Source organism: Pseudomonas sp. Z1-29 (assembly GCF_051131995.1).
Taxonomy (GTDB): domain Bacteria; phylum Pseudomonadota; class Gammaproteobacteria; order Pseudomonadales; family Pseudomonadaceae; genus Aquipseudomonas.
This window is the reverse complement of record NZ_CP071645.1, coordinates 1768389-1793343: the sequence shown is the minus strand read 5'-3', so window position 1 is coordinate 1793343 and position 24955 is coordinate 1768389. Positions and strand designations below refer to the sequence as shown.

Below are 24955 nucleotides of genomic sequence, written 5' to 3'. Positions count from 1 at the left end.
AGTCAACATCTTTATTGACTGTCACGCCGCTTTCGCGAGCAGGCTCGCTCCCACAGGGTTCAGGGGGAGAAATAGCTTCAGCCGCCCTTGTGCAACTTGCTCATCAATTCCGCTTCGGCCTGGGTCAGACCACACGCCTGGGTCAGTTCGTCGACGCTGGCGCCCATGCCGACCAGGCGGGCGGCCTGGGCGAAGGACAGGCTGGAGGGGTCGCGCTGTTCCAGCTGCGCCAGTTTGTCCGGCAATGGCCCGACCACGGCACGCAGCTCATGGAGCGCTTCGCCCATGCGCACGGTGCCGTTCTGATAGTCGTCGACGCGCTTGGCCAGGTCGCGGATGCGCTGATCGCGCAGCGCATCGCCCTGGGCCTGCTGAGCGGCGATCTGCCGCTGGCCGCGTATATAGGACACGAACATTGCCAGCGTGCCTGCCCAGAAAAGGAACAGGACAATGACTGCTACCTCAAGAATCAAATCAGATACTCTCCAGTTCCGACCACTCTTCTTCGCTCATCATCTTGTCCAGTTCAACCAGGATCAGCAACTCGTTGTTCTTGTTGCACACGCCCTGAATGAACTTGGCGGACTCTTCGTTACCGACGTTCGGCGCGGTTTCGATTTCCGACTGACGCAGGTAAACCACTTCGGCGACGCTGTCGACCATGATGCCAACCACTTGCTTGTCGGCTTCGATGATGACGATCCGGGTGTTGTCGCTGATCTCGGCGTTCATCAGGCCGAAGCGTTGACGAGTATCGATCACGGTGACCACGTTGCCACGCAGGTTGATGATCCCCAGCACATAGCTTGGCGCACCTGGAACCGGGGCGATCTCGGTGTAGCGCAGCACTTCCTGAACGCGCATCACGTTGATGCCGTAGGTTTCGTTATCGAGCTTGAAGGTCACCCACTGCAGAATCGGATCTTCAGAACCCTTTTGAGACGACGCCTTATCATTCATACCCTGACCCCTCGAAAAACCGCCTGTGGCGGTGTGTGTTCTGTCCGGCGGCGCCCTGCGCCCCCGGTTGTCTTATTTCGGTTTCTGGACCGGCTTGCTGCCGCCCAGGTGTTTTGCCCCGCCGCTGGCGATCAGCTCCGCCAGTTCGGAAACGTCCAGCAAGGCGCACATGTGTTCGATCACCGTACCGGCCAGCCATGGCCGTTGTCCTCGATGGCTTCGCCATTTGATTTCGTTCGGGTCCAGGCGCAGCGAACGGCTGACCTGATGCACCGCCAATCCCCACTCGTAGCCTTGCACTGAAATCACGTATTGCAGGCCCTGGCGAAAATCATCGCGATAACGGTCCGGCATGACCCAGCGCGCGGTGTCCAGCACCTTCAGGTTGCCGGCCTGGCTCGGCAGGATCCCGAGGAACCATTCCGGCTGGCCGAACAACGGCGTCAATTCCTGCCCCGCCAGGGAATAAATCGATCCCAGGCACACCAGCGGCACCGCCAGGGTCAACCCGGCCACATCGAACAACAGACACTCGAACGGCTCGGCGGCCCAGGCCGGACGGTCGTCGCCCTGCACCGGCGGCGGTGTGTTGCTCGGCGGCGGCAAGTGGATTTCCACTACCGGCGTCACCAGGCCCTGCAACAACGGTGCAACGGTCGAGACCGGCGCCAGGATCGGCGCGGGCGCTTCCATCACGGCCACCTTCGGCTTGACGAGCGGCGCCTCGACCGCTGCGGCAGTCATGGAAATCCGTGCATCACGAGCCTGCTCTTCGAGCACGGCCGCCTGGAACTCGTCCAGTACAGCTTCAGCTTCGGCTTCGACGACGGGCTCGGGCAACGCCTCGGCCGCGCTCGGCGGCGCTGGCAATTCTTCGGTCGCTTCCTGCAAGAGCCCGTCCAGGTAGGACTGCAAGGCCAGTTGCGGACGCGAGGTTGTCTTGATCGGGCGGTTCATGAGAACTGTGCGCCACTTGAAAAGGTTATCGGCATGGATACGTCAGGACTTGAGCGCCCGCAAGCAAGCACAACGGCTGTGGAAAACTTCGTCACTTCAAGCCACCTGCTGCGGAACGAGCTGCTGGGCCAGCAAATGTTTGAGAAGCGCGCGATAGGCCAGGATGCCACGGCTTTTGCCATCGAATTGCGAAGGGGTCACGCCGGCGCGGCTGGCGTCTCGCAGACGCGTATCGACCGGGATATAACCTTGCCAGATGTCCTCGGGGTACATATCGCGCAACACGCGCAGGGTACCGAGGGACGCCTGGGTGCGACGGTCGAACAGGGTCGGCACGATGTTGAACGCCAGGGATTGCTTGCGCGAGCGGTTGACCATCGCCAGGGTGTTGACCATGCGCTCCAGGCCTTTGACAGCCAGGTGTTCGGTCTGCACCGGAATCACCAGTTGCTGGCTCGCGGCCAGGGCATTGACCATCAGTAGCCCGAGCAATGGTGGGCTGTCGATGATTGCGTAATCGAAATCCTGCCACAGCTGCGCCAGACTCTTGGCGATCACCAGGCCCAGGCCGCCCTGCCCGGGCGACTGGCGCTCCAGGGTGGCCAGGGCCGTGCTCGATGGCAACAGGGAAATCCGCTCGTCACTGGTAGACAGCAACAACTGGCCCGGCAGGCCCTCGGGCACGCTGCCCTTGTGCAGGAACAAGTCGTAGTTGCTGTGCTCCAGGCTATCGGGATCGTAGCCGAAATAGCTGGTCATCGAGCCGTGGGGGTCCAGATCGACGATGACCACGCGCTTGCCCGCCTCGGCCAGCAAACCGGCTAAAGCGATGGAGGATGTGGTTTTGCCCACACCACCTTTTTGATTGGCGACTGCCCAGACTCTCATTCGGATCGTTCCTCCCGGTCGAAACGGGTTCGACCGAGAAATAGCTCGGTTATAAAGCCGGTGACGGAGAATTGACGGCGTTCTGTCTTTCCGGCGACTTGACCGGGGTCGGTGCAGTTTGTGTGCCAGCCCGCTTCAATGCCGCATCGGGTTTTGCATTGGCGGTGCCGGTACCGGTCAGGCTGCGCCGGACATCAAGGTTACGCGACACCACGAGCACTACCCGCCGGTTGCGCGCGCGCCCTTCGGCGGTGGCGTTGTTGGCCACCGGTTGGAACTCGCCATACCCCACCGAGGCCAGGCGTCCGGGATTGACGCCCTGCATGGCAAGCATGCGCACGATGCTCGCCGAACGGGCCGACGACAGCTCCCAGTTGGTCGGGTACTGCGCGGTGCGGATCGGCTGGTCATCGGTGAAACCTTCGACGTGGATCGGGTTGTCGAACGGTTTCAGGATCGCCGCGACCTTATCGATGATATTGAATGCCATGTCGCTGGGCATCGCGTCGCCGCTACCGAACAGCAGGCTGGAGTTGAGCTCGATCTCGACCCACAACTCATTGCCGCGCACGGTCATCTGGTTGGAGCTGATAAGGTCGCCGAACGCCGCGCTGATGTCGTCGGCAATGCTTTTCAACGGATCGCTGCCACCGGCAATGCCAGCATCGACCTGCTCGCTGTCCTTGACCAACGGCTTGGCCGGGGTCGTCGTCTTCGGGCGTTCGTCGCCGATGGGAATCGGCTTGAGAGCACGGTCCGAATCAGTGAAAACGCCAATCAACGCTTCGGAAATGACCTTGTACTTGCCCTCGTTGACCGAGGAGATCGAATACATGACCACAAAAAAGGCAAACAGCAACGTGATGAAGTCGGCGTAGGAAACCAGCCAGCGTTCATGGTTGACGTGTTCTTCACGATGTCTGCGACGTGCCATCTTCCATATCCTCCATCAGTCCATGAAGCCCTGGAGCTTCAATTCGATGGAGCGCGGGTTTTCACCTTCGGCGATAGACAGGATGCCTTCCAGGAGCATTTCCCGATAGCGCGACTGGCGCATGGCAATGGACTTGAGCTTGGCCGCGATCGGCAGCAGCACCAGGTTGGCGCTCGCCACACCATAGATGGTCGCGACGAAGGCCACGGCGATGCCGCTGCCCAGTTGCGACGGATCGGCCAGGTTGCCCATCACATGGATCAGGCCCATCACCGCACCGATGATGCCGATGGTCGGCGCATAGCCACCCATGCTTTCGAAGACTTTCGCCGCTTCGATGTCGCGACTTTCCTGGGTGTAGAAATCCACCTCCAGGATGCTGCGGATCGCTTCCGGCTCGGCGCCGTCGACCAACAATTGCAGGCCCTTGCGCGAGTAGCTGTCGGGTTCGGCGTCGGCCACCCCTTCCAGCCCCAGCAAGCCTTCCTTGCGGGCGGTCAGGCTCCAGTTCACCACGCGGTCGATGCCGCCGGCCAGGTCGACCCGCGGCGGGAACAGAATCCACACCAATACCTGCATGGCGCGCTTGAAGGCGCTCATCGGCGACTGCAACAGCGCAGCGCCTACGGTGCCACCGATCACGATCAACGCGGCCGGGCCATTGGCCAACGCGCCGAGGTGACCGCCTTCCAGGTAATTGCCACCAATGATGGCGACGAACGCCATGATGATGCCGATCAGGCTGAGCACGTCCATTACAGGCACGCCTCGACCAGATGTTTACCCATGTCGTCCAGGCTGTAGACCGCGTCGGCCAGGTCGGCCTTGACGATTGCCATGGGCATGCCATAGATCACGCAACTGGCCTCGTCCTGGGCCCAGATCGCGCTGCCGCCCTGCTTGAGCAGGCGCGCGCCCTCGCGACCGTCAGCGCCCATGCCGGTGAGGACCACCGCCAGAACTTTGTCGCCGTAGGACTTCGCCGCGGAACCGAAGGTAATGTCCACGCAAGGCTTGTAGTTGAGACGCTCGTCACCTGGCAGGATTTTCACCGCGCCACGGCCGTCGATCATCATCTGCTTGCCACCCGGCGCCAACAGCGCCAGCCCCGGCCGCAGGATGTCGCCGTCCTCGGCTTCCTTGACGCTGATGCGGCAGAGTTTGTCCAGGCGCTCGGCAAACGCCTTGGTGAACGCCGCAGGCATGTGCTGGATCAGCACGATGGGCGCCGGGAAATTCGCCGGCAGTTGGGTCAGGACCCGCTGCAGCGCCACCGGGCCGCCGGTGGACGTACCGATGGCAACCAGTTTGTAGGCCTTGCGCTTGGGTGCCGGCGACGCTGCGCTGGCCGGTGCCGAGCGCGCCGGCGCCGGTGCCGGAGCACTGCGTACCGGGGCCGGATTGAAGCTGCTCGACGAGGAAGAAGACGCGGGCGCGGACGTCGGCGCAACAACCGGCGCGGGCGCCGGTGCGCTGTAGGCACTGACCCGGCGATTGCTGCGGGAAATGCTGTGGACTTTCTCGCACAGCAACTGGCGGACCTTGTCCGGGTTGCGCGAGATGTCTTCGAAATTCTTCGGCAGGAAATCGACCGCCCCGGCGTCCAGCGCATCGAGGGTGACACGGGCGCCTTCATGGGTCAGGGACGAGAACATCAATACAGGGGTCGGGCAGCGCTGCATGATATGCCGCACCGCCGTGATGCCATCCATCATCGGCATCTCGTAGTCCATGGTGATCACGTCCGGCTTGAGCGCCAGCGCCTGATCGATCGCCTCTTTGCCGTTGGTCGCCGTACCGACGACCTGGATGCTGGTGTCCGCCGAAAGAATTTCCGAGACGCGGCGGCGGAAGAACCCCGAATCGTCCACCACCAGGACTTTAACTACCATAAACACTCCGTTAGACGAGGCGCGGCGCCAGGCCGCACCCCTCCAGAATCAAATACGCCGGGCGGCGTAGCGCTTGAGCATGCTAGGCACATCGAGAATCAACGCGATGCGGCCGTCGCCGGTGATGGTGGCGCCGGACATGCCCGGGGTGCCTTGGAGCATCTTGCCCAACGGTTTGATGACCACTTCTTCCTGGCCCACTAGTTGGTCGACGACGAAGCCGATCCGCTGGGTGCCCACCGAAAGGATCACCACGTGGCCCTCGCCCTGCTCGACATGGGCGGCGGAGCTGACCAGCCAGCGCTTGAGGTAGAACAGCGGCAGCGCCTTGTCCCGCACGATGACCACTTCCTGGCCGTCGACCACGTTGGTGCGCGACAGGTCGAGGTGGAAGATCTCGTTGACGTTGACCAGCGGGAAGGCGAAGGCCTGGTTGCCCAGCATCACCATCAGGGTCGGCATGATCGCCAGGGTCAACGGGACCTTGATGACGATTTTCGAGCCCTGGCCCTTGGTCGAGTAGATGTTGATCGAGCCGTTGAGCTGGGAAATCTTGGTTTTCACCACGTCCATGCCCACGCCACGACCCGACACGTCGGAAATCTCGGTCTTGGTCGAGAAGCCCGGAGCGAAAATCAGGTTGTAGCACTCGGTGTCGCTCAGGCGGTCGGCCGCGTCCTTGTCCATCACGCCGCGTTTCACCGCAATCGCCCGGAGTACGTGCGGGTCCATGCCCTTGCCGTCGTCGGAGATCGACAGCAGGATGTGGTCGCCCTCCTGCTCGGCGGCCAGGATCACCTTGCCGCTGCGGACCTTGCCCGAGGCCTCGCGCTCTTCCGGCGACTCGATGCCGTGGTCGACCGCGTTGCGCACCAAGTGGACCAGCGGGTCGGCCAGGGCCTCGACAAGGTTCTTGTCGAGGTCGGTCTCTTCACCCACCAGCTCCAGGTTGATTTCTTTCTTGAGCTGGCGCGCCAGGTCACGAACCAGGCGCGGGAAGCGCCCGAAGACTTTCTTGATCGGCTGCATCCGGGTCTTCATGACCGCGGTCTGCAGGTCAGCCGTGACCACGTCGAGGTTCGACACGGCCTTGGACATCGCTTCGTCCTGGCTGTTGAGGCCCAGGCGCACCAGGCGGTTACGCACCAGCACCAGTTCGCCAACCATGTTCATGATTTCGTCCAGGCGCGCGGTGTCGACCCGAACGGTGGTCTCGGCTTCGCTGGCCGGTTTCTCCGCAGGCGGCGCAGACGGCGCACGGGCTGGGGCCGGCGCTGCGGCGGCGGCAGGCTTGGGTGTCTCGGCCTTCGGCTCCGGTGCCTTGGCAGCGGGCTTGGGCGCGGCCTTGGCGGCCGGCGCAGCAGTGGCGGCGGCAGGCGCGGCGGTGGCCGTGCCGACTTCGCTGAACTTGCCCTTGCCGTGCAATTCGTCGAGCAGGGATTCGAATTCGTGGTCGCTGATCAGGTCGCCACCGGCGGCGGCCGCGGTTGGCTTGGCCGGGGCTGGCGCAGCAGCGATGGCCGAATCCAGCGCATCGACGGCAAAGGTGCCCTTGCCGTGCAACTGGTCGAGCAATGCTTCGAATTCGTCGTCGGTGATGTCGGAGTTATCCCCCGCAGCCTTTGGCGCGGCCGGGGCCGCCGGGGCGGCAACGGCATCAGGGGCGAACTGGCCTTTGCCGTGGAGCTGGTCGAGCAACGACTCGAACTCGGCGTCGGTGATTTCATCACTGCCTGGGGCAGCAGCAGCGGCTGGCGCAGCGGGTGCGGCCGGAGCCTCGGCCTGGGCCTTGACGGCACTCAGCGAGTCCAGCAGCGATTCAAATTCGTGGTCGGTAATGTCACCCGATTCCTCGGCAACCGGCTCTTCAGCCACAGCCTCGGCAACCGGCGCGGTTTCGTCAGCCGACTGCGGCTCGGCCAGGCGCGCCAATGCAGCAAGCAGCTCAGGCGTGGCGGGGGTGATCGGCGAACGCTCGCGCACTTCGCTGAACATGCTGTTGACCGCATCCAGCGCTTCGAGCACGACGTCCATCAATTCCGAGTCAACGCGACGCTCACCCTTGCGCAGGATGTCGAACACGTTTTCGGCAATGTGGCAGCACTCCACCAGCTCATTGAGCTGGAGGAAGCCGGCGCCTCCTTTTACAGTGTGGAAACCGCGAAAAATTGCATTGAGCAGATCCGCATCATCAGGTCGGCTTTCCAGCTCGACCAGCTGTTCGGACAGTTGCTCTAGAATCTCGCCGGCCTCAACCAGGAAATCCTGAAGGATCTCTTCATCGGCGCCGAAGCTCATTAATGGCTGCTCCTAAAATAGGGCTAAAACTCAAAATCCAAGGCTGGACAGCAAATCGTCCACATCGTCCTGACCGGACACAACGTCTTCTCTTTTATCGGCATGAATCTGCGGACCTTCACCCTGAGAGAGATGTTTTTGTGGATCTTTTTCAGCAAGCATCGCCTCACGGTCGTGTTCGATGCCGGCAAAGCGATCGACCTGGCTGGCCATGAGCACCAGTTTGAGCAAATTGCTTTCCACTTCGGTGACCAACTGGGTCACGCGCTTGATCACCTGGCCTGTCAGGTCCTGGTAGTCCTGAGCCAGCAGGATGTCATTGAGATTGCTCGCCACGGCGCGGTTTTCGCTGCTGCTGCGCGTCAGGAAACCGTCGACCCGACGGGCCAACTCGCGAAACTCCTCGGCACCGACTTCGCGACGCATGAAGCGCCCCCAATCGGTACTCAACGCCTGGGCTTCCTCGCTCAGGCCGTTGACCAGCGGAGTAGCGCTTTCCACCAGGTCCATGGTGCGGTTGGCCGCGGCTTCGGTCAGCTTGACCACATACCCCAGGCGCTCGGTGGCGTCGGTGATCTGCGAGACTTCCTCGGCCTGTGGCATGTTCGGATCGATCTGGAAATTGACGATCGCGCTGTGCAGTTCACGGGTGAGCTTGCCGACTTCCTGGTACAGACCGCGGTCACGGGTCTGGTTGAGCTCATGAATCATTTGAACCGCGTCACCGAAGCGGCCCTTTTCAAGGCTGTCGACCAGTTCGCGGGCATGTTTTTTCAGGGTCGATTCGAAATCGCCCATTGAAGATTCGTTGTCCATAGCTCCCCCGTGGCGCCGTTAACCGATGCGTTCGAAGATTTTTTCGATCTTCTCTTTCAACGCCTGGGCCGTGAAGGGTTTGACCACATAGCCGTTTACACCGGCCTGGGCCGCTTCGATGATCTGCTCGCGCTTGGCTTCGGCGGTGACCATCAGCACCGGCAGGTGCTTGAGTTTTTCATCGGCGCGCACGTGGCGCAGCAAGTCGATACCGGTCATGCCGGGCATGTTCCAGTCAGTCACCAGAAAGTCGATGCTCCCGCTGTTGAGGACTGGAATGGCAGTGGTGCCATCGTCAGCCTCGACCGTGTTGGTGAACCCGAGGTCACGCAACAGGTTTTTTATGATCCGCCGCATCGTTGAGAAGTCATCAACGATGAGGATTTTCATGTTCTTGTCCAATTCGACCTCCAAGCAGTCTTAAACGCGCCCAGCACCTGGACGCGCCATTTCAATCAATCCGGCACAACACTCGACAACTGTATGGAGTCCCACGGATGGAGACTGGCCCGGCACATGCCATGCCAGCCCCGCTCGCAGCGTCCCCACACTGCCTGTCAGCGCGCTCGCCACTCCCCCAAACGCCCCCGCAAGCGGGCCGCGCACTGGCTGTGTAACTGGCTGACCCGCGATTCGCTGACCCCCAGGACCTCACCGATTTCCTTGAGGTTCAGCTCTTCGTCGTAGTACAGCGCCAAGACCAGTCGCTCACGCTCCGGCAAATTGGCAATCGCATCCGCCAGCGCGCTCTGGAAACGTTCGTCTTCCAGATCACGCGACGGCTCCATGTGAGCACTCGCATTGTCCTCGTGCAGCCCTTCGTGCTCGCCGTCCTGCAAAAGGTCGTCGAAACTGAACAGGCGGCTGCCCAAGGTATCGTTCAAAATCCCGTAATAATCATCGAGACTCAACTGGAGTTCGGCCGCAACCTCGTGATCTTTAGCGTCACGCCCGGTTTTAGCTTCAATCGCGCGGATCGCGTCACTGACCATACGGGTATTGCGGTGCACCGAACGCGGCGCCCAGTCGCCCTTGCGGACTTCATCGAGCATCGCTCCGCGAATCCGGATACCGGCATACGTCTCGAAACTGGCGCCCTTGCTCGCGTCGTATTTGTTCGACACTTCGAGCAGGCCGATCATGCCCGCCTGGATCAAGTCTTCGACCTGGACGCTGGCCGGCAAGCGTGCCAGCAAGTGATAGGCGATGCGCTTGACCAACGGCGCATAACGCTCGATCAGTTCGTACTGGGCGTCCCGTGCCGATTTTTTGTAGAGATGGTTGTAACCGCTGGCTGTCATAACACGGGCCCTGCCGTTTGTTGCACGAGACGCTCGACGAAAAATTCCAGATGCCCGCGAGGGTTGGCCGGCAGCGGCCAGGTATCGACCTTCTGGGCGATAGCCTTGAACGCCAGCGCGCATTTGGAACGTGGAAAAGCTTCATAGACGGCACGTTGCTTCTGGACAGCCTTGCGTACGCTTTCGTCGTAAGGCACTGCGCCGACATATTGTAGGGCGACGTCCAGGAAGCGATCCGTGACCTTCGTCAACTTGGCGAACAGGTTGCGTCCTTCCTGCGGGCTCTGGGCCATGTTGGCCAGGACGCGGAAGCGGTTCATGCCATAGTCGCGGTTGAGCAGTTTGATCAGGGCGTAGGCATCGGTGATGGAGGTCGGTTCGTCACAGACCACCAGCAGGACTTCCTGGGCGGCGCGGACAAAACTGACCACCGAGTCACCGATACCGGCGGCCGTGTCGATCACCAGCACATCGAGGTTGTCGCCGATGTCGCTGAAAGCCTGGATCAGGCCGGCGTGCTGCGCCGGCGTCAGGTGAACCATGCTTTGGGTACCGGAGGCGGCCGGCACGATGCGAATCCCGCCAGGCCCCTGCAGGAGCACGTCGCGCAGTTCGCAGCGGCCTTCGATCACGTCCGCCAGCGTGCGCTTGGGAGTGAGCCCCAGCAGCACGTCGACGTTCGCCAGGCCCAGGTCGGCGTCCAGCAGCATGACCCGTCGGCCAAGCTCTGCCAGAGCCAGGGACAAGTTCACTGACACGTTAGTCTTCCCGACGCCACCTTTGCCGCCGGTCACCGCGATCACCTGTACGGGATGCATGCTGCCCATGTTCGTTCTTTACCTTGTCTTACTTAGACGGAGGCCACATTACTGGCTGCGCGTTCGCATACGGAACAATGCATGGCAGACCATCGATGTAGGTACAAAAAATATTCATGATTACCTCAGCCGACCTGCTTGGTCGGGCTGTGGTAGATGTCAGCGAACATGTCAGCCATGGCTTCGTCGCTGGGTTCTTCCTGCATTTGCACACTCACGGCACGACTGACCAGTTGATGACGGCGCGGCAGATGCAAATCATCCGGGATCCGCGGCCCGTCGGTCAGGTAGGCCACCGGTAGTTCATGACCGATCGCCAGGCTCAACACCTCGCCCAGGCTTGCCGTTTCGTCCAGCTTGGTCAGGATGCAACCGGCCAGCCCGCAGCGTTTGTAGCTGTGGTATGCGGCGGTTAGAACCTGTTTCTGGCTGGTGGTTGCCAACACGAGATAATTTTTTGACTTGATGCCACGCCCGGCCAGGCTTTCCAGCTGCATGCGCAGGGCCGGATCGCTGGCTTGCAGGCCGGCGGTGTCGATCAGCACGACGCGCTTGCGCAGCAGTGGTTCCAGCGCCTGGGCCAGCGATTGGCCCGGATCCACATGGGTCACCGACACATTGAGGATCCGGCCCAGGGTCTTGAGTTGCTCCTGGGCGCCGATGCGGAAACTGTCCATGCTCACCAGGGCGATGCTCTGGGCGCCGTACTTGAGTACATAACGGGCGGCGAGCTTGGCCAGGGTGGTGGTCTTGCCCATGCCGGCCGGGCCGACCATGGCAATCACCCCGCCCTCTTCCAGCGGCTCGACTTCCGGCGTGGCGATCATCCGCGCCAGGTGCGCCAACAACATGCGCCAGGCCTGGCGAGGCTCTTCGATATCGTTGATCAGTGCCAGCAGGTCGCGGGACAACGGGCCGGACAAGCCGATGCGTTGCAGGCGACGCCACAGGTTGGCCTGGGCCGGACGGCTGCCTTGCAGCTGGTTCCAGGCCAACGAGCCAAGCTGGACTTCCATCAGCTCACGCAGGCTGTTGAGTTCAAAGCGCATCGAGTCCAGGGCACGTGGGTCGACACCCGCGGCTGGCGCGGCTGGCGCCGGTGCCGGACGACGCGGCTCGGCCTGGGCTGGCTCGATCAGCGGTTCGGCAGCGGTCAGCGGCAGGCCGGCCGTCAGTGGCTGGCCGGCGAACAATTGACGATTGGTCCCCGCGCTGCCTTCGCCTTCGCTGCTGCGCAGGCTCAGTTCGGCCTGGGCGCTGGCGATGCGCGACTGGGTCTTGCGCAGCTCATCCTCAAGCTCCATGTTCGGAACCCGCGGGGCCAGCGCCGACAATTTGTAATCCAGGGCAGCCGTCAGCTCGACACCGCCGGCGATCCGGCGATTACCGATGATGGCTGCTTCAGCGCCCAGCTCGTCACGTACCAGCTTCATGGCCTGACGCATATCGGCGGCAAAAAAACGCTTCACTTGCATAAACCACTACCTCAGCCGTTGGGCCCTACTGTCGCAACGATGGTCACTTGCTTGTTGTCCGGTATTTCCTGGTACGCCAGCACATGCAGCCCCGGGACCGCGAGGCGACCGAACCGCGAGAGCATCGCGCGAATCGGACCGGCCACCAGCAGGATCACCGGTTGGCCTTGCATCTCTTGCCGCTGGGCTGCTTCGATCAACGAACGCTGCAGCTTCTCGGCCATGCTTGGCTCCAGCAGAACACCCTCTTCCGAGCCTTGTCCTGCCTTCTGCAGACTATTGAGCAATATCTGTTCCAACCTTGGCTCCAGAGTGATCACAGGCAGCTCAGACTCAGTGCCTACAATGCTTTGGACGATTGCGCGGGATACGCCGACCCGCACCGCAGCGACCAACGCGGCGGTATCTTGACTCTTCGAAGCGTTGTTGGCGATGGCTTCGGCGATACTGCGAATGTCGCGCACCGGGACCTGTTCGGCCAACAGCGCCTGCAAAACCTTGAGCAACTGCGACAGCGACACCACGCCCGGCACCAGCTCCTCGGCGAGTTTTGGCGAGCCTTTGGCCAGTACTTGCAGCAATTGCTGGACTTCCTCGTGACCGATCAGCTCGCTGGAGTGCTTGTACAAAATCTGGTTCAAGTGGGTCGCCACCACGGTGCTGGCGTCTACCACGGTATAACCGAGCGATTGCGCCTGGGCCCGCTGGCTGATTTCGATCCACACCGCTTCCAGGCCGAAAGCCGGATCCTTGGCGGTAATACCGTTGAGCGAACCGTAGACCTGTCCTGGGTTGATCGCCAGCTCGCGGTCGGGATAGATCTCCGCTTCGGCCAGGATCACGCCCATGAGCGTCAGGCGATAGGCGCTCGGGGCCAGATCGAGGTTGTCGCGGATATGCACGGTGGGCATCAGGAAGCCCAGGTCCTGGGACAGCTTCTTGCGCACGCCCTTGATCCGGGCCAGCAGTTGACCACCCTGGTTGCGGTCGACCAGTGGGATCAGGCGGTAGCCGACTTCCAGGCCAATCATGTCGATCGGCGTCACATCGTCCCAACCCAACTCCTTGGTTTCCATGGCCCGCGCCGGCGATGGCAGCAGTTCCTGCTGACGCTTGACCTCTTCCAGCGCCTGGACCTTTTGCCCGTTCTGCTTTTTCCAGAACAGGTAGGCGCCACCAGCAGCCAGGGCAGCCATGCTCAGGAACGACACGTGGGGCATGCCCGGCACGATACCCATCACCGCCATCAGGCCGGCCGCCACGGCCAGGGCCTTGGGCGAAGCGAACATCTGGCGATTGATCTGCTTGCCCATGTCTTCGGAGCCCGAAGCACGGGTCACCATGATCGCGGCAGCTGTGGATAACAACAGTGATGGCAATTGCGCCACCAAACCGTCACCGATGGTCAGCAAGGCGTAAACCCTGCCAGCATCACCGAACGTCATACCGTGTTGGAAGATACCGACGGCCATGCCGCCGATGAGGTTGATGAACAGGATCAGCAGGCCGGCGATGGCGTCGCCGCGCACGAACTTGCTCGCACCGTCCATGGAGCCGTAGAACTCGGCTTCCTGGGCCACGTCAAGACGACGAGCCTTGGCCTGGTTCTGATCGATCAGGCCGGCGTTGAGGTCGGCGTCGATCGCCATCTGCTTGCCGGGCATCGCATCGAGGGTGAAACGTGCGCTCACCTCGGAAATCCGCCCGGCACCCTTGGTCACCACAACGAAGTTGATGATCATCAGGATGGCGAAAACCACGATACCGACCACGTAGTTACCGCCGATCACCACTTCACCGAAGGCCTGGATCACCTTACCGGCGGCAGCGTGGCCGTCCTGGCCGTGGAGCATGACCACGCGAGTGGACGCCACGTTCAGCGCCAGGCGCATCAGCGTGGCCACCAGCAGGATGGTCGGGAACACCGCGAAATCCAGCGGCCGCAAGGCGTATACGCAGACCAGCAGTACCACGATGGACAGCGCAATGTTGAACGTGAAGAACACGTCGAGCAGGAACGGGGGTATCGGCAGCATCATCATGGCGAGCATGACCAGCAGCAACAGCGGCACACCCAGATTCCCCCGGCTGAGGTCGGCTACGTTGCTGCGTGCGGTGCTGAATAACTGAGAGCGATCCACCAATATTCCCCGTTCCTGTGAAGCAAGTTTTTGACGCCCGGAGGGGGCGCAGACGGGGTATTGCAAGAAGCTTTCCAACTTTTGCAAAAGCTTGAAATAGAAAGGCCGAAGCGACTTCAACCCTGTAGGAGCGAGCCTGCTCGCGAAAGCGGTTTGTCAATCGACGCCTGTATCAAATGGATGGCCGCATTCGCGAGCAGGCTCGCTCCCACAGGGTAAATGCGGTTCGATTGAGAAATGATGTATCCGTGGCGAGGGAGCTTGCTCCCGCTCGGCTGCGAAGCAGTCGCAAACCGGCGGGTGCGGCGTGTCTGATGCCCCGCATCTGGCGGGTTTTGGGGCCGCTTCGCGGCCCAGCGGGAGCAAGCTCGCTCGCCACGGGTTTGTCGATGCCTTAAGGGAATAGCATCGCCTGACTCAGGAGTCACGCCGCAAATCCGGCGGGATCGGCAGGTCCTTGAGCGGTTCGGGACGCTTGCCCTTGCCGGCGCGGTGCTGGCGGATCTGGTAGACGTAGGCCAGCACCTGGGCCACAGCCAGGTACAGACCTCCGGGAATTTCCTGATCGAGTTCGGTGGAGTAGTAGATCGAGCGCGCCAGCGCCGGCGATTCGAGCAGCATCACTTCGTTGGCAACGGCGATTTCGCGGATTTTCAACGCCAGGAAATCACTGCCCTTGGCCAGCAGCACCGGCGCATTGCCTTTTTCAGGATCGTATTTGAGCGCCACCGCATAGTGGGTCGGGTTGGTGATGACCACGTCGGCATCGGGAATCGCCGCCATCATGCGCCGCTGGGAGGCGTCGCGCTGCAATTGGCGAATCCGCTGCTTGACCTCCGGCTTGCCCTCCGCGTCCTTGTGCTCGTCGCGCACTTCCTGCTTGGTCATCATCAGCTTCTGCTTGCTCTGATAGAGCTGGATCGGCACATCGATGGCAGCGATCAGGATCAGGCCGCAAGACATCCACAACGTGCTCCATCCCACCAGCTGCACGCTATGAATGATGGCCTGTTCCAGCGGTTGATGGGCGATGCGCAGCAGATCGTCGATGTCGCCCTCCAGCACCACCAACGCGACGGACAGGACCAGCAGGAACTTGCCGAAAGCCTTGAGCAGCTCCACCAGCGCCGTGGTGGAAAACATGCGCTTGATGCCGGCGGCCGGGTTCATCCGGCTGAACTTAGGTGCCAGGCTGCCGGCGGCGAAGAGCCATCCGCCCAGGGAAATCGGGCCGATGAATGCCGCCAACAATAAAAAAATCAGCACGGGCTGCATCGCCAGAAGCGCGATCTTGCCCGAATGCAGCAGGTACTGCGTCATGGCGCCAGGGGTCAGCAATACTTCCCGAGGCAAGGAAAAATTCAGGCGCATGATTTCCAGCAGTTCCAGCGCCAGCCCGCCGCCATAGATCAGCAAGCCGCCAGCGCCGGCGAGCATGATCGCCAGGGTGTTGAGCTCCTTGGAACGGGCGATCTCACCCTTCTCGCGGGACTCCCTGGTGCGTTTCTCCGTGGGGTCTTCTGTCTTGTCCTGACCGCTTTCGCTCTCAGCCATGGTTCAGCGCGCCTGTGCCATGTCGCGTAGCAGCTGCAAGGCCTGAGTCGCCAACGGCTGATACTGGTTGAGAATATCCCCCAGGCTGACCCAGAAGATCACCATGCCCAGCACCAGCGTGAGGGGGAAGCCGATGGAAAAAATGTTCAGCTGCGGCGCCGCGCGGGTCATCACGCCAAAAGCGATGTTGACCACCAGCAGCGCGGTGATGGCTGGCAATACCAGCAGCATCGCCGCCCCCAGGACCCAGCCGAGCTTGCCGGCGATGTCCCAGAAATGATTGACCAGCATCGCACTGCCCACCGGCATTGTGGTGAAGCTCTCGGTGAGCACTTCAAACACCACCAGATGCCCGTTCATGGCGAGGAACAGCAACGTCACCAGCATCGTCAGGAACTGCCCGATGACCGCGGTGTTGACGCCGTTGGTGGGGTCGATCATGGAGGCGAACGCCATGCCCATCTGGATCGAAATGATTTGCCCGGCCACCACGAACGCCTGGAAGAACAGCTGCAATGAAAACCCCAGCAGGACACCAATGAGGATCTGCTCGGCCACCAGCATCAGCGCACTGAGGTCAAGGGCATTGACCGGCGGCATCGGCGGCAGTCCGGGCGCGATGACCACGGTGATTGCCACAGCCAGGTACAGGCGCACACGGCTTGGCACCAGGGTCGTGCCGAAGACCGGCATGCTCATCAGCACGGCGGTGACGCGAAACAGCGGCAGGATAAACGACGCCACCCAGCTGCTGATCTGGGTGTCCGTCAGTTCGAGCATCGACATCGGGTCAGCCGATCAACTGGGGAATACTGCCGTACAGCTGCAGGATGTATTCCATGAAGGTTTGCACCAGCCACGGGCCGGCGACGATCAGCGTTACCAGCATCACCAGCAGGCGCGGCAGGAAGCTCAGGGTCTGTTCGTTGATCTGCGTGGCGGCCTGGAACATCGCCACCAGCAAGCCCACCAGCAGGCTCGGAATCACCAGGATGGCAACCATCACGGTGGTCAGCCAGAGTGCTTCGCGGAACAGGTCTACCGCTACTTCAGGCGTCATGTCGTGCTACCCGCGCAAGTGGTCTAAACACCGCCGAAACTGCCCGCCAGCGTGCCGATGATCAAGGCCCAGCCATCCACCAGCACGAACAGCATGATCTTGAACGGCAGCGAAATGATCAGCGGTGACAGCATCATCATACCCATCGCCATGAGGATACTGGCGACCACCAGGTCGATGATCAGGAACGGGATGAAGATCATGAAACCGATCTGGAACGCCGTTTTCAGCTCGGACGTCACGAACGCTGGCACCAGGATGGTCAATGGGGCCTGGTCGGGGCTGGCGATGTCGGTGCGCTTGGACAGGCGCATGAACAACTCCAGGTCGCTGCTGCGAGTCTGGGCGAGCATGAAATCCTTGATCGGCACCTGGGCCCTGGCCACCGCGTCCTGGGCACTGAGGGTTTCGGCCAGGTAGGGTTGCAGCGCATCACGGTTCACCCGGTCGAAGACTGGCGCCATGATGAACATGGTGAGGAACAACGCCATGCCCGTGAGGATCTGGTTCGACGGCGTCTGCTGCAAACCCAGGGCCTGGCGCAGGATCGAAAAGACAATGATGATCCGGGTGAAACTGGTCATCAGCATGACGAACGCCGGGATGAAACTCAGCGCGGTCATGATCAGCAGAATCTGCAGGCTGACCGAATACTCCTGAGCCCCTTCGGCGTTGGTGCCCAACGTGATCGCCGGAATCGACAACGGGTCGGCGGCAAACGCCAACGGTGCAGCCAGCAACAGGGCCAGCGCCAACAGAATGCGCAACGGCATTACTTTTTATCCTTCTGATCTTTACCCAGCAGTTCCATGAGCCGCTGGGCAAATTCGGGGGCGGCCTGCTCGGTGGCGGGCACCTGCACCGGCTCCTTGAGAACGTGCAAAGCGGTGATCGTGCCAGGGCTCAGGCCGAGCAGGATCTGCTCGTTGCCAACTTGCACCAGCACCAGCCGATCCCGCGGGCCGAGCGCGCGGGAACTGATGATGTCGATGACCTGGCCTTTGCCGGCAGGCCCCGCCTGTTGCACCCGCCGCAGCATCCACGCGAGGAAAAAAATCAACCCGAGCACCACGAGCAGGCCCAGCACCAACTGCGCCAATTGCCCGGCCATGCTGCCGCCACTTGCCGGCGCAACCGCCGCCGTGGCCGCGGGCTCGGCCGCCAGCACGCTGAACGGCAGCATCAAGGCTGCGGCGAGAAAGCCTTTCATTCAGCGCAGCTTCTTGATGCGTTCGCTCGGGCTGATCACGTCCGTCAGGCGAATGCCGAACTTCTCGTTGACCACCACCACTTCGCCATGGGCGATCAGGGTACCGTTGACCAGTACGTCCAGCGGTTCACCGGCCAGGCGATCCAGTTCGATCACCGAGCCCTGGTTGAGCTGCAACAGGTTGCGGATGTTGATGTCGGTGCTGCCCACTTCCATGGAAATCGACACCGGGATGTCGAGAATCACGTCCAGGTTCGGCCCGTCGAGGGTGACTTGCTCATTGCTTTTCGGCACGCTGCCAAACTCTTCCATCTGCATGCGATTGGAAGCGTGGTTGCCGGTATCGGCGGCCAGCAGCGCATCGATATCGGCCTGCCCGGCGTCGCCGGTTTCTTCCAGGGCCGCAGCCCATTCATCGGCCAGCGCCTGGTCATCCTGGGTATTCATATCGTCAGCCATCATGTTTCCTCGGCGGGCAAGAATCGGTAAAAAACTAGAAATCCGTTACAAACTTAAGCGATTGACAGCACTCAGCGGCGTTCGATCGGCTCGATCACTTGCAACGCGAGGTTGCCTTTGTGAGAGCCCATCTTGACCTTGAAGGCCGGCACGCCATTGGCGCGCATGATCATGTCTTCCGGCATCTCGACGGGGATGATATCCCCCGGCTGCATATGCAGGATGTCCCGCAGGCGCAGCTGGCGCCGGGCAACCGTCGCGCCGATCGGCACGTCGACGTCCAGCACGTCCTGGCGCAACGCATTGATCCAGCGCTCGTCCTGGTCGTCGAGGTCCGACTGGAAACCGGCGTCGAGCATTTCGCGCACCGGCTCGATCATCGAGTACGGCATGGTCACGTGCAGGTCGCCGCCGCCACCGTCGAGTTCGATGTGGAAAGTCGACACGACAATGGCTTCGCTCGGACCGACGATGTTGGCCATGGCCGGGTTCACTTCCGAGTTGATGTACTCGAAGTTGACTTCCATGATCGCCTGCCAGGCTTCCTTCAAATCGATGAAAGCCTGCTCCAGCACCATGCGCACGACGCGCAGCTCGGTCGGCGTGAATTCGCGGCCTTCGATCTTGGCGTGACGGCCGTCACCGCCGAAGAAGTTATCCACCAGCTTGAACACCAGCTTGGCGTCAAGGATGAACAGTGCAGTGCCGCGCAACGGCTTGATCTTCACCAGGTTGAGACTGGTGGGCACGTACAGCGAGTGCACATATTCGCCGAATTTCATCACCTGCACGCCACCGACGGCCACGTCGGCCGAACGGCGCAGCATGTTGAACATGCTGATGCGGGTGTAACGGGCAAAACGCTCGTTGATCATTTCCAGGGTCGGCATGCGTCCGCGAACGATGCGATCCTGGCTGGTCAGGTCGTAGCTTTTGACGCTGCCCGGTTCAGCAGCGTTTTCGGTCTGCACCAGGCCGTCGTCGACACCATGCAACAGCGCGTCGATTTCGTCCTGGGACAACAAGTCCTGCACGGCCATGTCGTGTTCCTACTGCAATACGAAGTTAGTGAAGAGCAACTGTTCGATCACCACTTTGCCAAGCTCTTTCTGAGCCACTTCCTGAACGCTGGCCGTGGCTTTCTGACGCAGCATTTCCTGGCCGACCGGAGTGGCCAGGGTGTCGAAACTCTGTCCGGAGAACAGCATCACCAGGTTATTGCGAATCAGCGGCATGTGCACCCGCAGCGCTTCCAGGTCAGCCTGGTTGCGGCCCAGCAGGGTGATGCTCACCTGCATGTAGCGCTGGCGACCGTTCTGGGTGTAGTTGGCCACAAATGCGGGAGCCATCGGCTCGAAAATCGCCGGCTGCTTGCCCACCGGCGCGGTTTCCACCACTTCTGCCGGTTTGCTTTGAGCGCTGTGCATGAAATACCAGGTCGCCCCCACGGAAACACCCATCGCCAGGAGCAAACCCACCACGATCATGATGATCAGCTTGAGTTTGCCTTTGGTTGCGGGGTCTTTTACAGCTGCTGCTTCACTCTTCGCCATGCCAATAATCCGTCGCTAATCGGGGGTTTCACTGTTGCACGGCTTGGCTGGAGCAAGTGTTATGCCAGAAGTGTGTCAGGGCTAAGGATGATGGTCGCTTGCGCTCTTCGGCACCGCATAAACCAATGTGGGAGCGAGCCTGCTCGCGATGGCGCCGGGTCAGCCCCCAAGGGTGGGTGACAGTGCGCTTTCGCGAGCAGGCTCGCTCCCACAGGGGAAAAACCGCGTTGGATCAGGCGTAGTAGTCGACCGCGCTGGTGCCGATGACGCTGGTGGTGTTGGCCGCCACTTCGGCAACGCTGACCGGCAACTCTTCGTCCACCGAATCCACTCGGCCGCCAGAGGAAGAGCTCGTGCGACCAGCCTGGGCCTGCTGCTGGGCTTGCTGTTCCTGACCCTGGGAGCCACGCGACTGATCCGACACGCTGACGTCGACCTGGCCCATGCCCTGCTGGGCAAAGCTGTCGCGCAGGCGATGCATCTGGCCTTCGAGGGCTTCACGGACGCCGGAATGGGCGCTCATGAACGTGACCTGGGTCTGCTGGTCGGGGACCATGTTCACGCGAATATCCAGGCGCCCCAGCTCGGCCGGCTGCAGTTGGATATCAGCCGCCTTGAGATTGACGCTCGACAGGTACATCACCCGGTTGACCACTTCTTCGGTCCAGCCGCTCTGGTTCATGGCGATGGGCTGGTTGACCGGGACCGCGTTGGCGGTTTTTGGCGTAGCCGCCTGGGTCAATGCCGCCAGGCGGTTGGCGAAATCATCTACCCGCGTGTCGCTGGAGGCGGCGGTCAGATCCTTGAGGCCTTCGTTGAGCAAGCCACTGAACGCCTTCTCACCGCCCTGGCTGCCGGCACTGGTACTGTCCTGGTCGGCTTGTACATGGAGCATGCTCGCCATGCCGGCCGCGAACGTCTGGGCCGACGTCGGCTCGCCATCGACGGACGCTGGCGCTGTTGCCTTGGGCTGCGCCTGGCTGGAAGCGGACACATGGCCGCTCTGCTCCATCGCCAGACGCAACGCCGGCAGGGCGTCGAGCGGATCGGCCTGGGGGTCGAATTCCGGATCGGTCACCGGAGCCGGCGTGGCCGGCGTGGCCGAGGCCACCACGGGAGCCGCGACTGCCGCGACGACTGGCGCCTCGGTCGGGCTCACCACAGGCGCGGGCAGCGCCTCGGCAATGACTTCAGGCACGATGACCCCGGGCAGCAAGGCCGGGTCGAGTGTCGGATCGACTGGGGCGGCGTCGGCTACAGGCGTCTCGGCCGTATCGCTATCGTCCTGCGTGGGCTTGTCGTCGGCCGTGGCCGGCTTGTCGGCGGGCAAGGGTTTGCCGCTATCGGCAACCGCCGGCTCAGGAGCGGCAGCCGTGTCGCTGCCTGCATCCTTTTTGACGGTGTTGTCGGAAGCCTTGTCGCGCACCGGCTTAATCTCCGGCTCAAGGGCCGTCGAGGGTTTGACGGGGGCCTGCTTGGCGAAGACCTGGGCGAAACTGGAGGCTTTAGTCCCGGCGTCCGGGCCAGCCGCCAACGGATTGACGGCGGCCTGCGGCTTGGACTGGGTAACGGCCTGAAGGAGTGTATTAGGCGTAACGGGCATGAAATGGTCTCCGCTGCACTGGGATCTTTGATGCAGTCGAGACAGGACAATGCAAGGGATGGGCCAACGCGCCGAACAACAACCTTTTTAACAGTGAAAGCCTTCGCGCTCTTCCTTGCAAAGCTTTCGAACGTAGGTAAATTCGCTGTTGATCTCGCTGACCAATTTTTCGATTCCACGCAGCGAGGGCTGCTTGGCGCGTTGTTCCAGCTCGCCGCACAGTTCAGCCAGGCGGATGGCGCCCATATTGCTGCTACTGCCCTTGAAACTGTGGGCGGTGGCGCTCAATTGCTCGGCGTCCTTGGCCTCAAGCAACACACGCAGGCGTGCCTCGGAATCGTTGAGGAACGTATCCAGCAATTCCGGATACCCTTCCTCCATGACTTCCTTCAACGTGCTGAGCACGTCCCGATCCAGATGAATCTCGCTCACTTGTTCGCTCCTTGATCAAGAATGGCCCCGATTATGCCAGAGCCTCCCAGAAAAACTCCACGCGCGCACTACGACCATCGTCGGACCAACTGGCCTCGTGGCATAGCTGGCGCACCAGGCTGACACCGCGCCCGGATAACCGGTCACGATCCACAGGCCGGGCCAGCACCCGGCTGACATCGAACCCCTGGCCGCTGTCCTCGACCTCAATGACCAGGCGCCCACCCTCCCCTTGGGGAGTCACGTGCAGATGCACGCGGATATGGCCGCTGTCCAGCTCATCCAGACGGATGCCGCGCTCCGTATAGTAGCGGGCAAACCCCGCCGCATCACGCTTGAGACTCGAATCGAGCCCCAGTACGCCGTGTTCCAGCGCGTTGGAATAAAGCTCCGTCAGGACACTGTACAAGGCGCCACTCTGGCCCCTGAGCCCATGGACCTCAAGCAATAGCTGCAACAGGTAAGGCATCGGGTTGAAGCGCTTGAGCGTCTGCCCACGGAACTCGAAGCTCACCGACCAATCCAGCGGGCTCGACTGGCCGCTATCGGAATAGACCGGTGGTGGCGGGCTGAGTTGCGTCGGCGCGACCAGCCGCACCTCGACCATGCTGAAGTCGTCGCGGGCCTCGCCGCGAAAATCACCGAGGGCCTGCTGGATATCTTCGAACAGTCGATCGGGCTCGCGGTTGGCCGCAAACACCTGCTGCAACCGTTCCACGCCAAACGGCTGATCATCGCGGTCGCTGGCTTCGATGACGCCGTCAGACAACAGGAATACCCGGTCACCCACCGACATCGGATGCACTTCAGTGCGATCATCAAACAGTTGCGGCGTGAGCACGCCCAACGGCAAGTGGCGCGCCGGCAACGGCGTACGCACGCCACTGAGGCTGTCATGCAGGTAACCATCGGGCATGCCGCCGTTCCAGACTTCGACGGTGCAGCGCTGGAAGCTCAGGCACAGCAGCGTTGCGCAACAGAACATGTCCACTGGCAGGATGCGCTTGAGCTTGGCATTCATCTCTCGCAGGATCTGCGCCAGGCCGTAGCCTTTCGCGGTCATCCCGTAGAACACTTCAGCCAGTGGCATCGCCCCGACAGCCGCCGGCAAGCCATGGCCGGTAAAATCCCCAAGCAGGATGTGCATGTCACCAGCCGGGTTGAAGGCGGCCAGCAGCAGATCGCCATTGAACAAGGCATAGGGCGATTGCAGGTAACGGATATTCGGCGCGCTCAGGCAACCGGAGTGGGCAATCTTGTCGAACACCGCCTTGGCAACCCGCTGCTCGTTAAGCAGGTAGTCGTGGTGCCGGGCGATCTGGTCACGTTGTTCGACCACCGTGGCCTGCAACCGACGCAAGCGGTCCATGGCCTTGATCTTGGCAGCCAGGATCACTTGGTTATAGGGCTTGGCGAGGAAATCATCACCGCCAGCCTCCAGGCAACGGGCCAGCCCTTCGCTTTCAGTCAACGAGGTGAGGAAAATGATCGGAACCAGTTGATCCCCGGCCAGTTGCTTGATCTGCTGCGCGGCCTCGAAGCCATCCATGACCGGCATCATCGCGTCCATCAGCACCAGGTGCGGACGCTGCTCCCGGTAGACTTCGACCGCCTCGGCGCCATCCGCTGCGGTGAGCACCTGATGGCCTTGACGGCGGACGATGGTCGACAACAGCAGCCGGTCGGCGGCGCTGTCTTCGGCAATCAGGATCGTCAGCGGCTCCGGCGACGATTGCATGGTAATCAACTGATATCGAACAACTTGTCGAAATTGGAAATCGCGAGGATTTTCTTGACGTCGCTGCTGCTGTTGACCACACGGATATCCGACTCGTCGCCACCGGCATGATCGCGCAACAGCAGGAGCATGCCCAAGGCAGAGCTGTCGAGGTAGGTGGCCTTCTTCAAATCCACCACGATAGACTCGGGCTTACTAACGAGTCTCTCGTAGGATTCACGAAACTCCTGATGCCGCCCGAAATCGAAGCGACCTTCAATCGCAATCGTCAATTTTTTCCCATCTTCGGACACTTCAGTTACGACAGACATATTCACTTCCTTGTCGTGGACATATGTGTACAAGGTGTAGCATCAGGTAGAGGTCTGAGCAAGGAATCAAACCCTCCAACCGACAGAATTCCGCTTTCATGATCAATACGGATCATGGCGCGGCAGACGCTGAGACAGTTCATCAAGCAACTTCTGCTCGCGCTTGTCTTCCAGCTGCCGAGCTTCATCGATATAACGCTGTACAAGTTTGCGCAGCCCTTCGACCCGGGCGAAGGCTTCCTGCCAGCTCTGGCGAGCCTTTTCCAGGTTGTTCTGGTGCCAGACGAGGCTTTGGCGCTGCTGATCGATCGCGGTGCCCAGTTGTGCGAGGAACCCCTGGTAGCCCAACAGCCATTGCCCGGAAACGCCATGACTGCCACGGGCAATCCACTGCTCCTGGTATTCGAGGCGAAAATTCTCCAGGTCGGCCAGCTTGCTCTCGGCCACGACCACTTGTCCCTGGAAATAAGCCAGCCGCTGAACGGCGGTCTTCTCGGCTTTTTCCGCCATGTCCACCACCGGCGCCAGGCGCGCCGCACGACTCGTGGCCATAGG

At 61.5% G+C, this 24955-nt stretch carries 27 protein-coding genes; all 27 read right to left on the bottom strand.

Going from position 1 to position 24955, the window contains the following annotated elements; translation table 11 throughout:
* Positions 1-77: 77 nt before the first annotated feature.
* The 27 genes from J3P84_RS08360 to fliJ all read right to left on the bottom strand — a co-directional run bounded on the left by J3P84_RS08360 (position 78) and on the right by fliJ (position 24952).
* Entirely contained in the window at positions 78-473 is a 396-nt protein-coding gene (locus tag J3P84_RS08360) for a DUF2802 domain-containing protein (protein ID WP_434601459.1), read from the bottom strand.
* Position 474: 1 nt separating this feature from the next.
* The gene (locus J3P84_RS08355) at positions 475-960 is read right to left on the bottom strand and encodes a chemotaxis protein CheW (RefSeq protein ID WP_003199144.1); all 486 of its coding nucleotides are present in this window, start codon (positions 958-960) and stop codon (positions 475-477) included.
* Positions 961-1032: 72 nt separating this feature from the next.
* Complete coding sequence (locus J3P84_RS08350; RefSeq protein WP_434572663.1) at positions 1033-1917, bottom strand: chemotaxis protein CheW; 885 nt, start codon at positions 1915-1917, stop codon at positions 1033-1035.
* A gap of 96 nt (positions 1918-2013) precedes the next feature.
* Positions 2014-2805, bottom strand: coding sequence for a ParA family protein (locus tag J3P84_RS08345; RefSeq protein WP_434629259.1), 792 nt, complete (start codon positions 2803-2805; stop codon positions 2014-2016).
* Between the two features lie 49 nt (positions 2806-2854).
* A complete protein-coding gene (motD, locus tag J3P84_RS08340; protein WP_434572659.1) occupies positions 2855-3739 on the bottom strand; it encodes a flagellar motor protein MotD in 885 nt (294 codons plus the stop codon).
* A gap of 15 nt (positions 3740-3754) precedes the next feature.
* Positions 3755-4495 (bottom strand): flagellar motor protein, encoded by a 741-nt coding sequence (locus J3P84_RS08335; protein WP_434572657.1) that lies wholly within the window; start codon positions 4493-4495, stop codon positions 3755-3757.
* On the bottom strand, positions 4495-5631 hold the full coding sequence (locus J3P84_RS08330; protein ID WP_434629256.1) for a protein-glutamate methylesterase/protein-glutamine glutaminase: 1137 nt from the start codon (positions 5629-5631) through the stop codon (positions 4495-4497). The genes J3P84_RS08335 and J3P84_RS08330 overlap by 1 nt, the downstream gene beginning before the upstream one ends.
* Before the next feature lie 48 nt (positions 5632-5679).
* Positions 5680-7929, bottom strand: coding sequence for a chemotaxis protein CheA (locus tag J3P84_RS08325; protein ID WP_434629254.1), 2250 nt, complete (start codon positions 7927-7929; stop codon positions 5680-5682).
* Between the two features lie 30 nt (positions 7930-7959).
* Positions 7960-8745 carry a protein phosphatase CheZ gene (locus tag J3P84_RS08320; RefSeq protein WP_434629252.1) on the bottom strand — a complete coding sequence of 262 codons (786 nt, stop codon included), beginning with the start codon at positions 8743-8745 and terminating at the stop codon, positions 7960-7962.
* 18 nt (positions 8746-8763) lie between these two features.
* A complete protein-coding gene (locus tag J3P84_RS08315; RefSeq protein WP_003183998.1) occupies positions 8764-9135 on the bottom strand; it encodes a chemotaxis response regulator CheY in 372 nt (123 codons plus the stop codon).
* Between the two features lie 167 nt (positions 9136-9302).
* Complete coding sequence (gene fliA / locus J3P84_RS08310) at positions 9303-10046, bottom strand: RNA polymerase sigma factor FliA (protein ID WP_014337177.1); 744 nt, start codon at positions 10044-10046, stop codon at positions 9303-9305.
* Positions 10043-10873, bottom strand: coding sequence for a flagellar synthesis regulator FleN (gene fleN / locus J3P84_RS08305; protein ID WP_003184001.1), 831 nt, complete (start codon positions 10871-10873; stop codon positions 10043-10045). The genes fliA and fleN overlap by 4 nt, the downstream gene beginning before the upstream one ends.
* A gap of 116 nt (positions 10874-10989) precedes the next feature.
* Positions 10990-12339, bottom strand: a complete 1350-nt coding sequence (flhF, locus tag J3P84_RS08300; RefSeq protein ID WP_434629250.1) for a flagellar biosynthesis protein FlhF — start codon at positions 12337-12339, stop codon at positions 10990-10992.
* Positions 12340-12350: 11 nt separating this feature from the next.
* Positions 12351-14480, bottom strand: a complete 2130-nt coding sequence (flhA, locus tag J3P84_RS08295; protein WP_434572646.1) for a flagellar biosynthesis protein FlhA — start codon at positions 14478-14480, stop codon at positions 12351-12353.
* 417 nt (positions 14481-14897) lie between these two features.
* Complete coding sequence (gene flhB, locus J3P84_RS08290) at positions 14898-16034, bottom strand: flagellar biosynthesis protein FlhB (protein ID WP_434629248.1); 1137 nt, start codon at positions 16032-16034, stop codon at positions 14898-14900.
* Positions 16035-16037: 3 nt separating this feature from the next.
* Positions 16038-16814, bottom strand: a complete 777-nt coding sequence (gene fliR, locus J3P84_RS08285) for a flagellar biosynthetic protein FliR (RefSeq protein ID WP_434631212.1) — start codon at positions 16812-16814, stop codon at positions 16038-16040.
* A gap of 10 nt (positions 16815-16824) precedes the next feature.
* The gene (gene fliQ / locus J3P84_RS08280) at positions 16825-17094 is read right to left on the bottom strand and encodes a flagellar biosynthesis protein FliQ (protein WP_024618176.1); all 270 of its coding nucleotides are present in this window, start codon (positions 17092-17094) and stop codon (positions 16825-16827) included.
* A gap of 23 nt (positions 17095-17117) precedes the next feature.
* Entirely contained in the window at positions 17118-17867 is a 750-nt protein-coding gene (fliP, locus tag J3P84_RS08275) for a flagellar type III secretion system pore protein FliP (protein ID WP_434572641.1), read from the bottom strand.
* Complete coding sequence (gene fliO / locus J3P84_RS08270; RefSeq protein ID WP_434629246.1) at positions 17867-18304, bottom strand: flagellar biosynthetic protein FliO; 438 nt, start codon at positions 18302-18304, stop codon at positions 17867-17869. The genes fliP and fliO overlap by 1 nt, the downstream gene beginning before the upstream one ends.
* The gene (gene fliN / locus J3P84_RS08265) at positions 18305-18763 is read right to left on the bottom strand and encodes a flagellar motor switch protein FliN (RefSeq protein WP_305499620.1); all 459 of its coding nucleotides are present in this window, start codon (positions 18761-18763) and stop codon (positions 18305-18307) included.
* A gap of 71 nt (positions 18764-18834) precedes the next feature.
* Entirely contained in the window at positions 18835-19803 is a 969-nt protein-coding gene (fliM, locus tag J3P84_RS08260) for a flagellar motor switch protein FliM (RefSeq protein WP_053120288.1), read from the bottom strand.
* A 9-nt stretch (positions 19804-19812) separates the two neighbouring features.
* Entirely contained in the window at positions 19813-20316 is a 504-nt protein-coding gene (fliL, locus tag J3P84_RS08255) for a flagellar basal body-associated protein FliL (protein ID WP_434572638.1), read from the bottom strand.
* 232 nt (positions 20317-20548) lie between these two features.
* Positions 20549-21919, bottom strand: a complete 1371-nt coding sequence (locus J3P84_RS08250) for a flagellar hook-length control protein FliK (RefSeq protein ID WP_434629243.1) — start codon at positions 21917-21919, stop codon at positions 20549-20551.
* A gap of 87 nt (positions 21920-22006) precedes the next feature.
* Positions 22007-22351: an Hpt domain-containing protein gene (locus tag J3P84_RS08245; RefSeq protein WP_434629241.1), complete on the bottom strand. Its 345-nt coding sequence runs from the start codon at positions 22349-22351 to the stop codon at positions 22007-22009.
* Between the two features lie 31 nt (positions 22352-22382).
* On the bottom strand, positions 22383-24089 hold the full coding sequence (locus tag J3P84_RS08240) for an ATP-binding SpoIIE family protein phosphatase (RefSeq protein WP_434629239.1): 1707 nt from the start codon (positions 24087-24089) through the stop codon (positions 22383-22385).
* Between the two features lie 5 nt (positions 24090-24094).
* A complete protein-coding gene (locus J3P84_RS08235; RefSeq protein ID WP_434601464.1) occupies positions 24095-24400 on the bottom strand; it encodes an STAS domain-containing protein in 306 nt (101 codons plus the stop codon).
* A 102-nt stretch (positions 24401-24502) separates the two neighbouring features.
* Entirely contained in the window at positions 24503-24952 is a 450-nt protein-coding gene (gene fliJ, locus J3P84_RS08230; RefSeq protein ID WP_434629236.1) for a flagellar export protein FliJ, read from the bottom strand.
* Positions 24953-24955 lie beyond the last annotated feature (3 nt).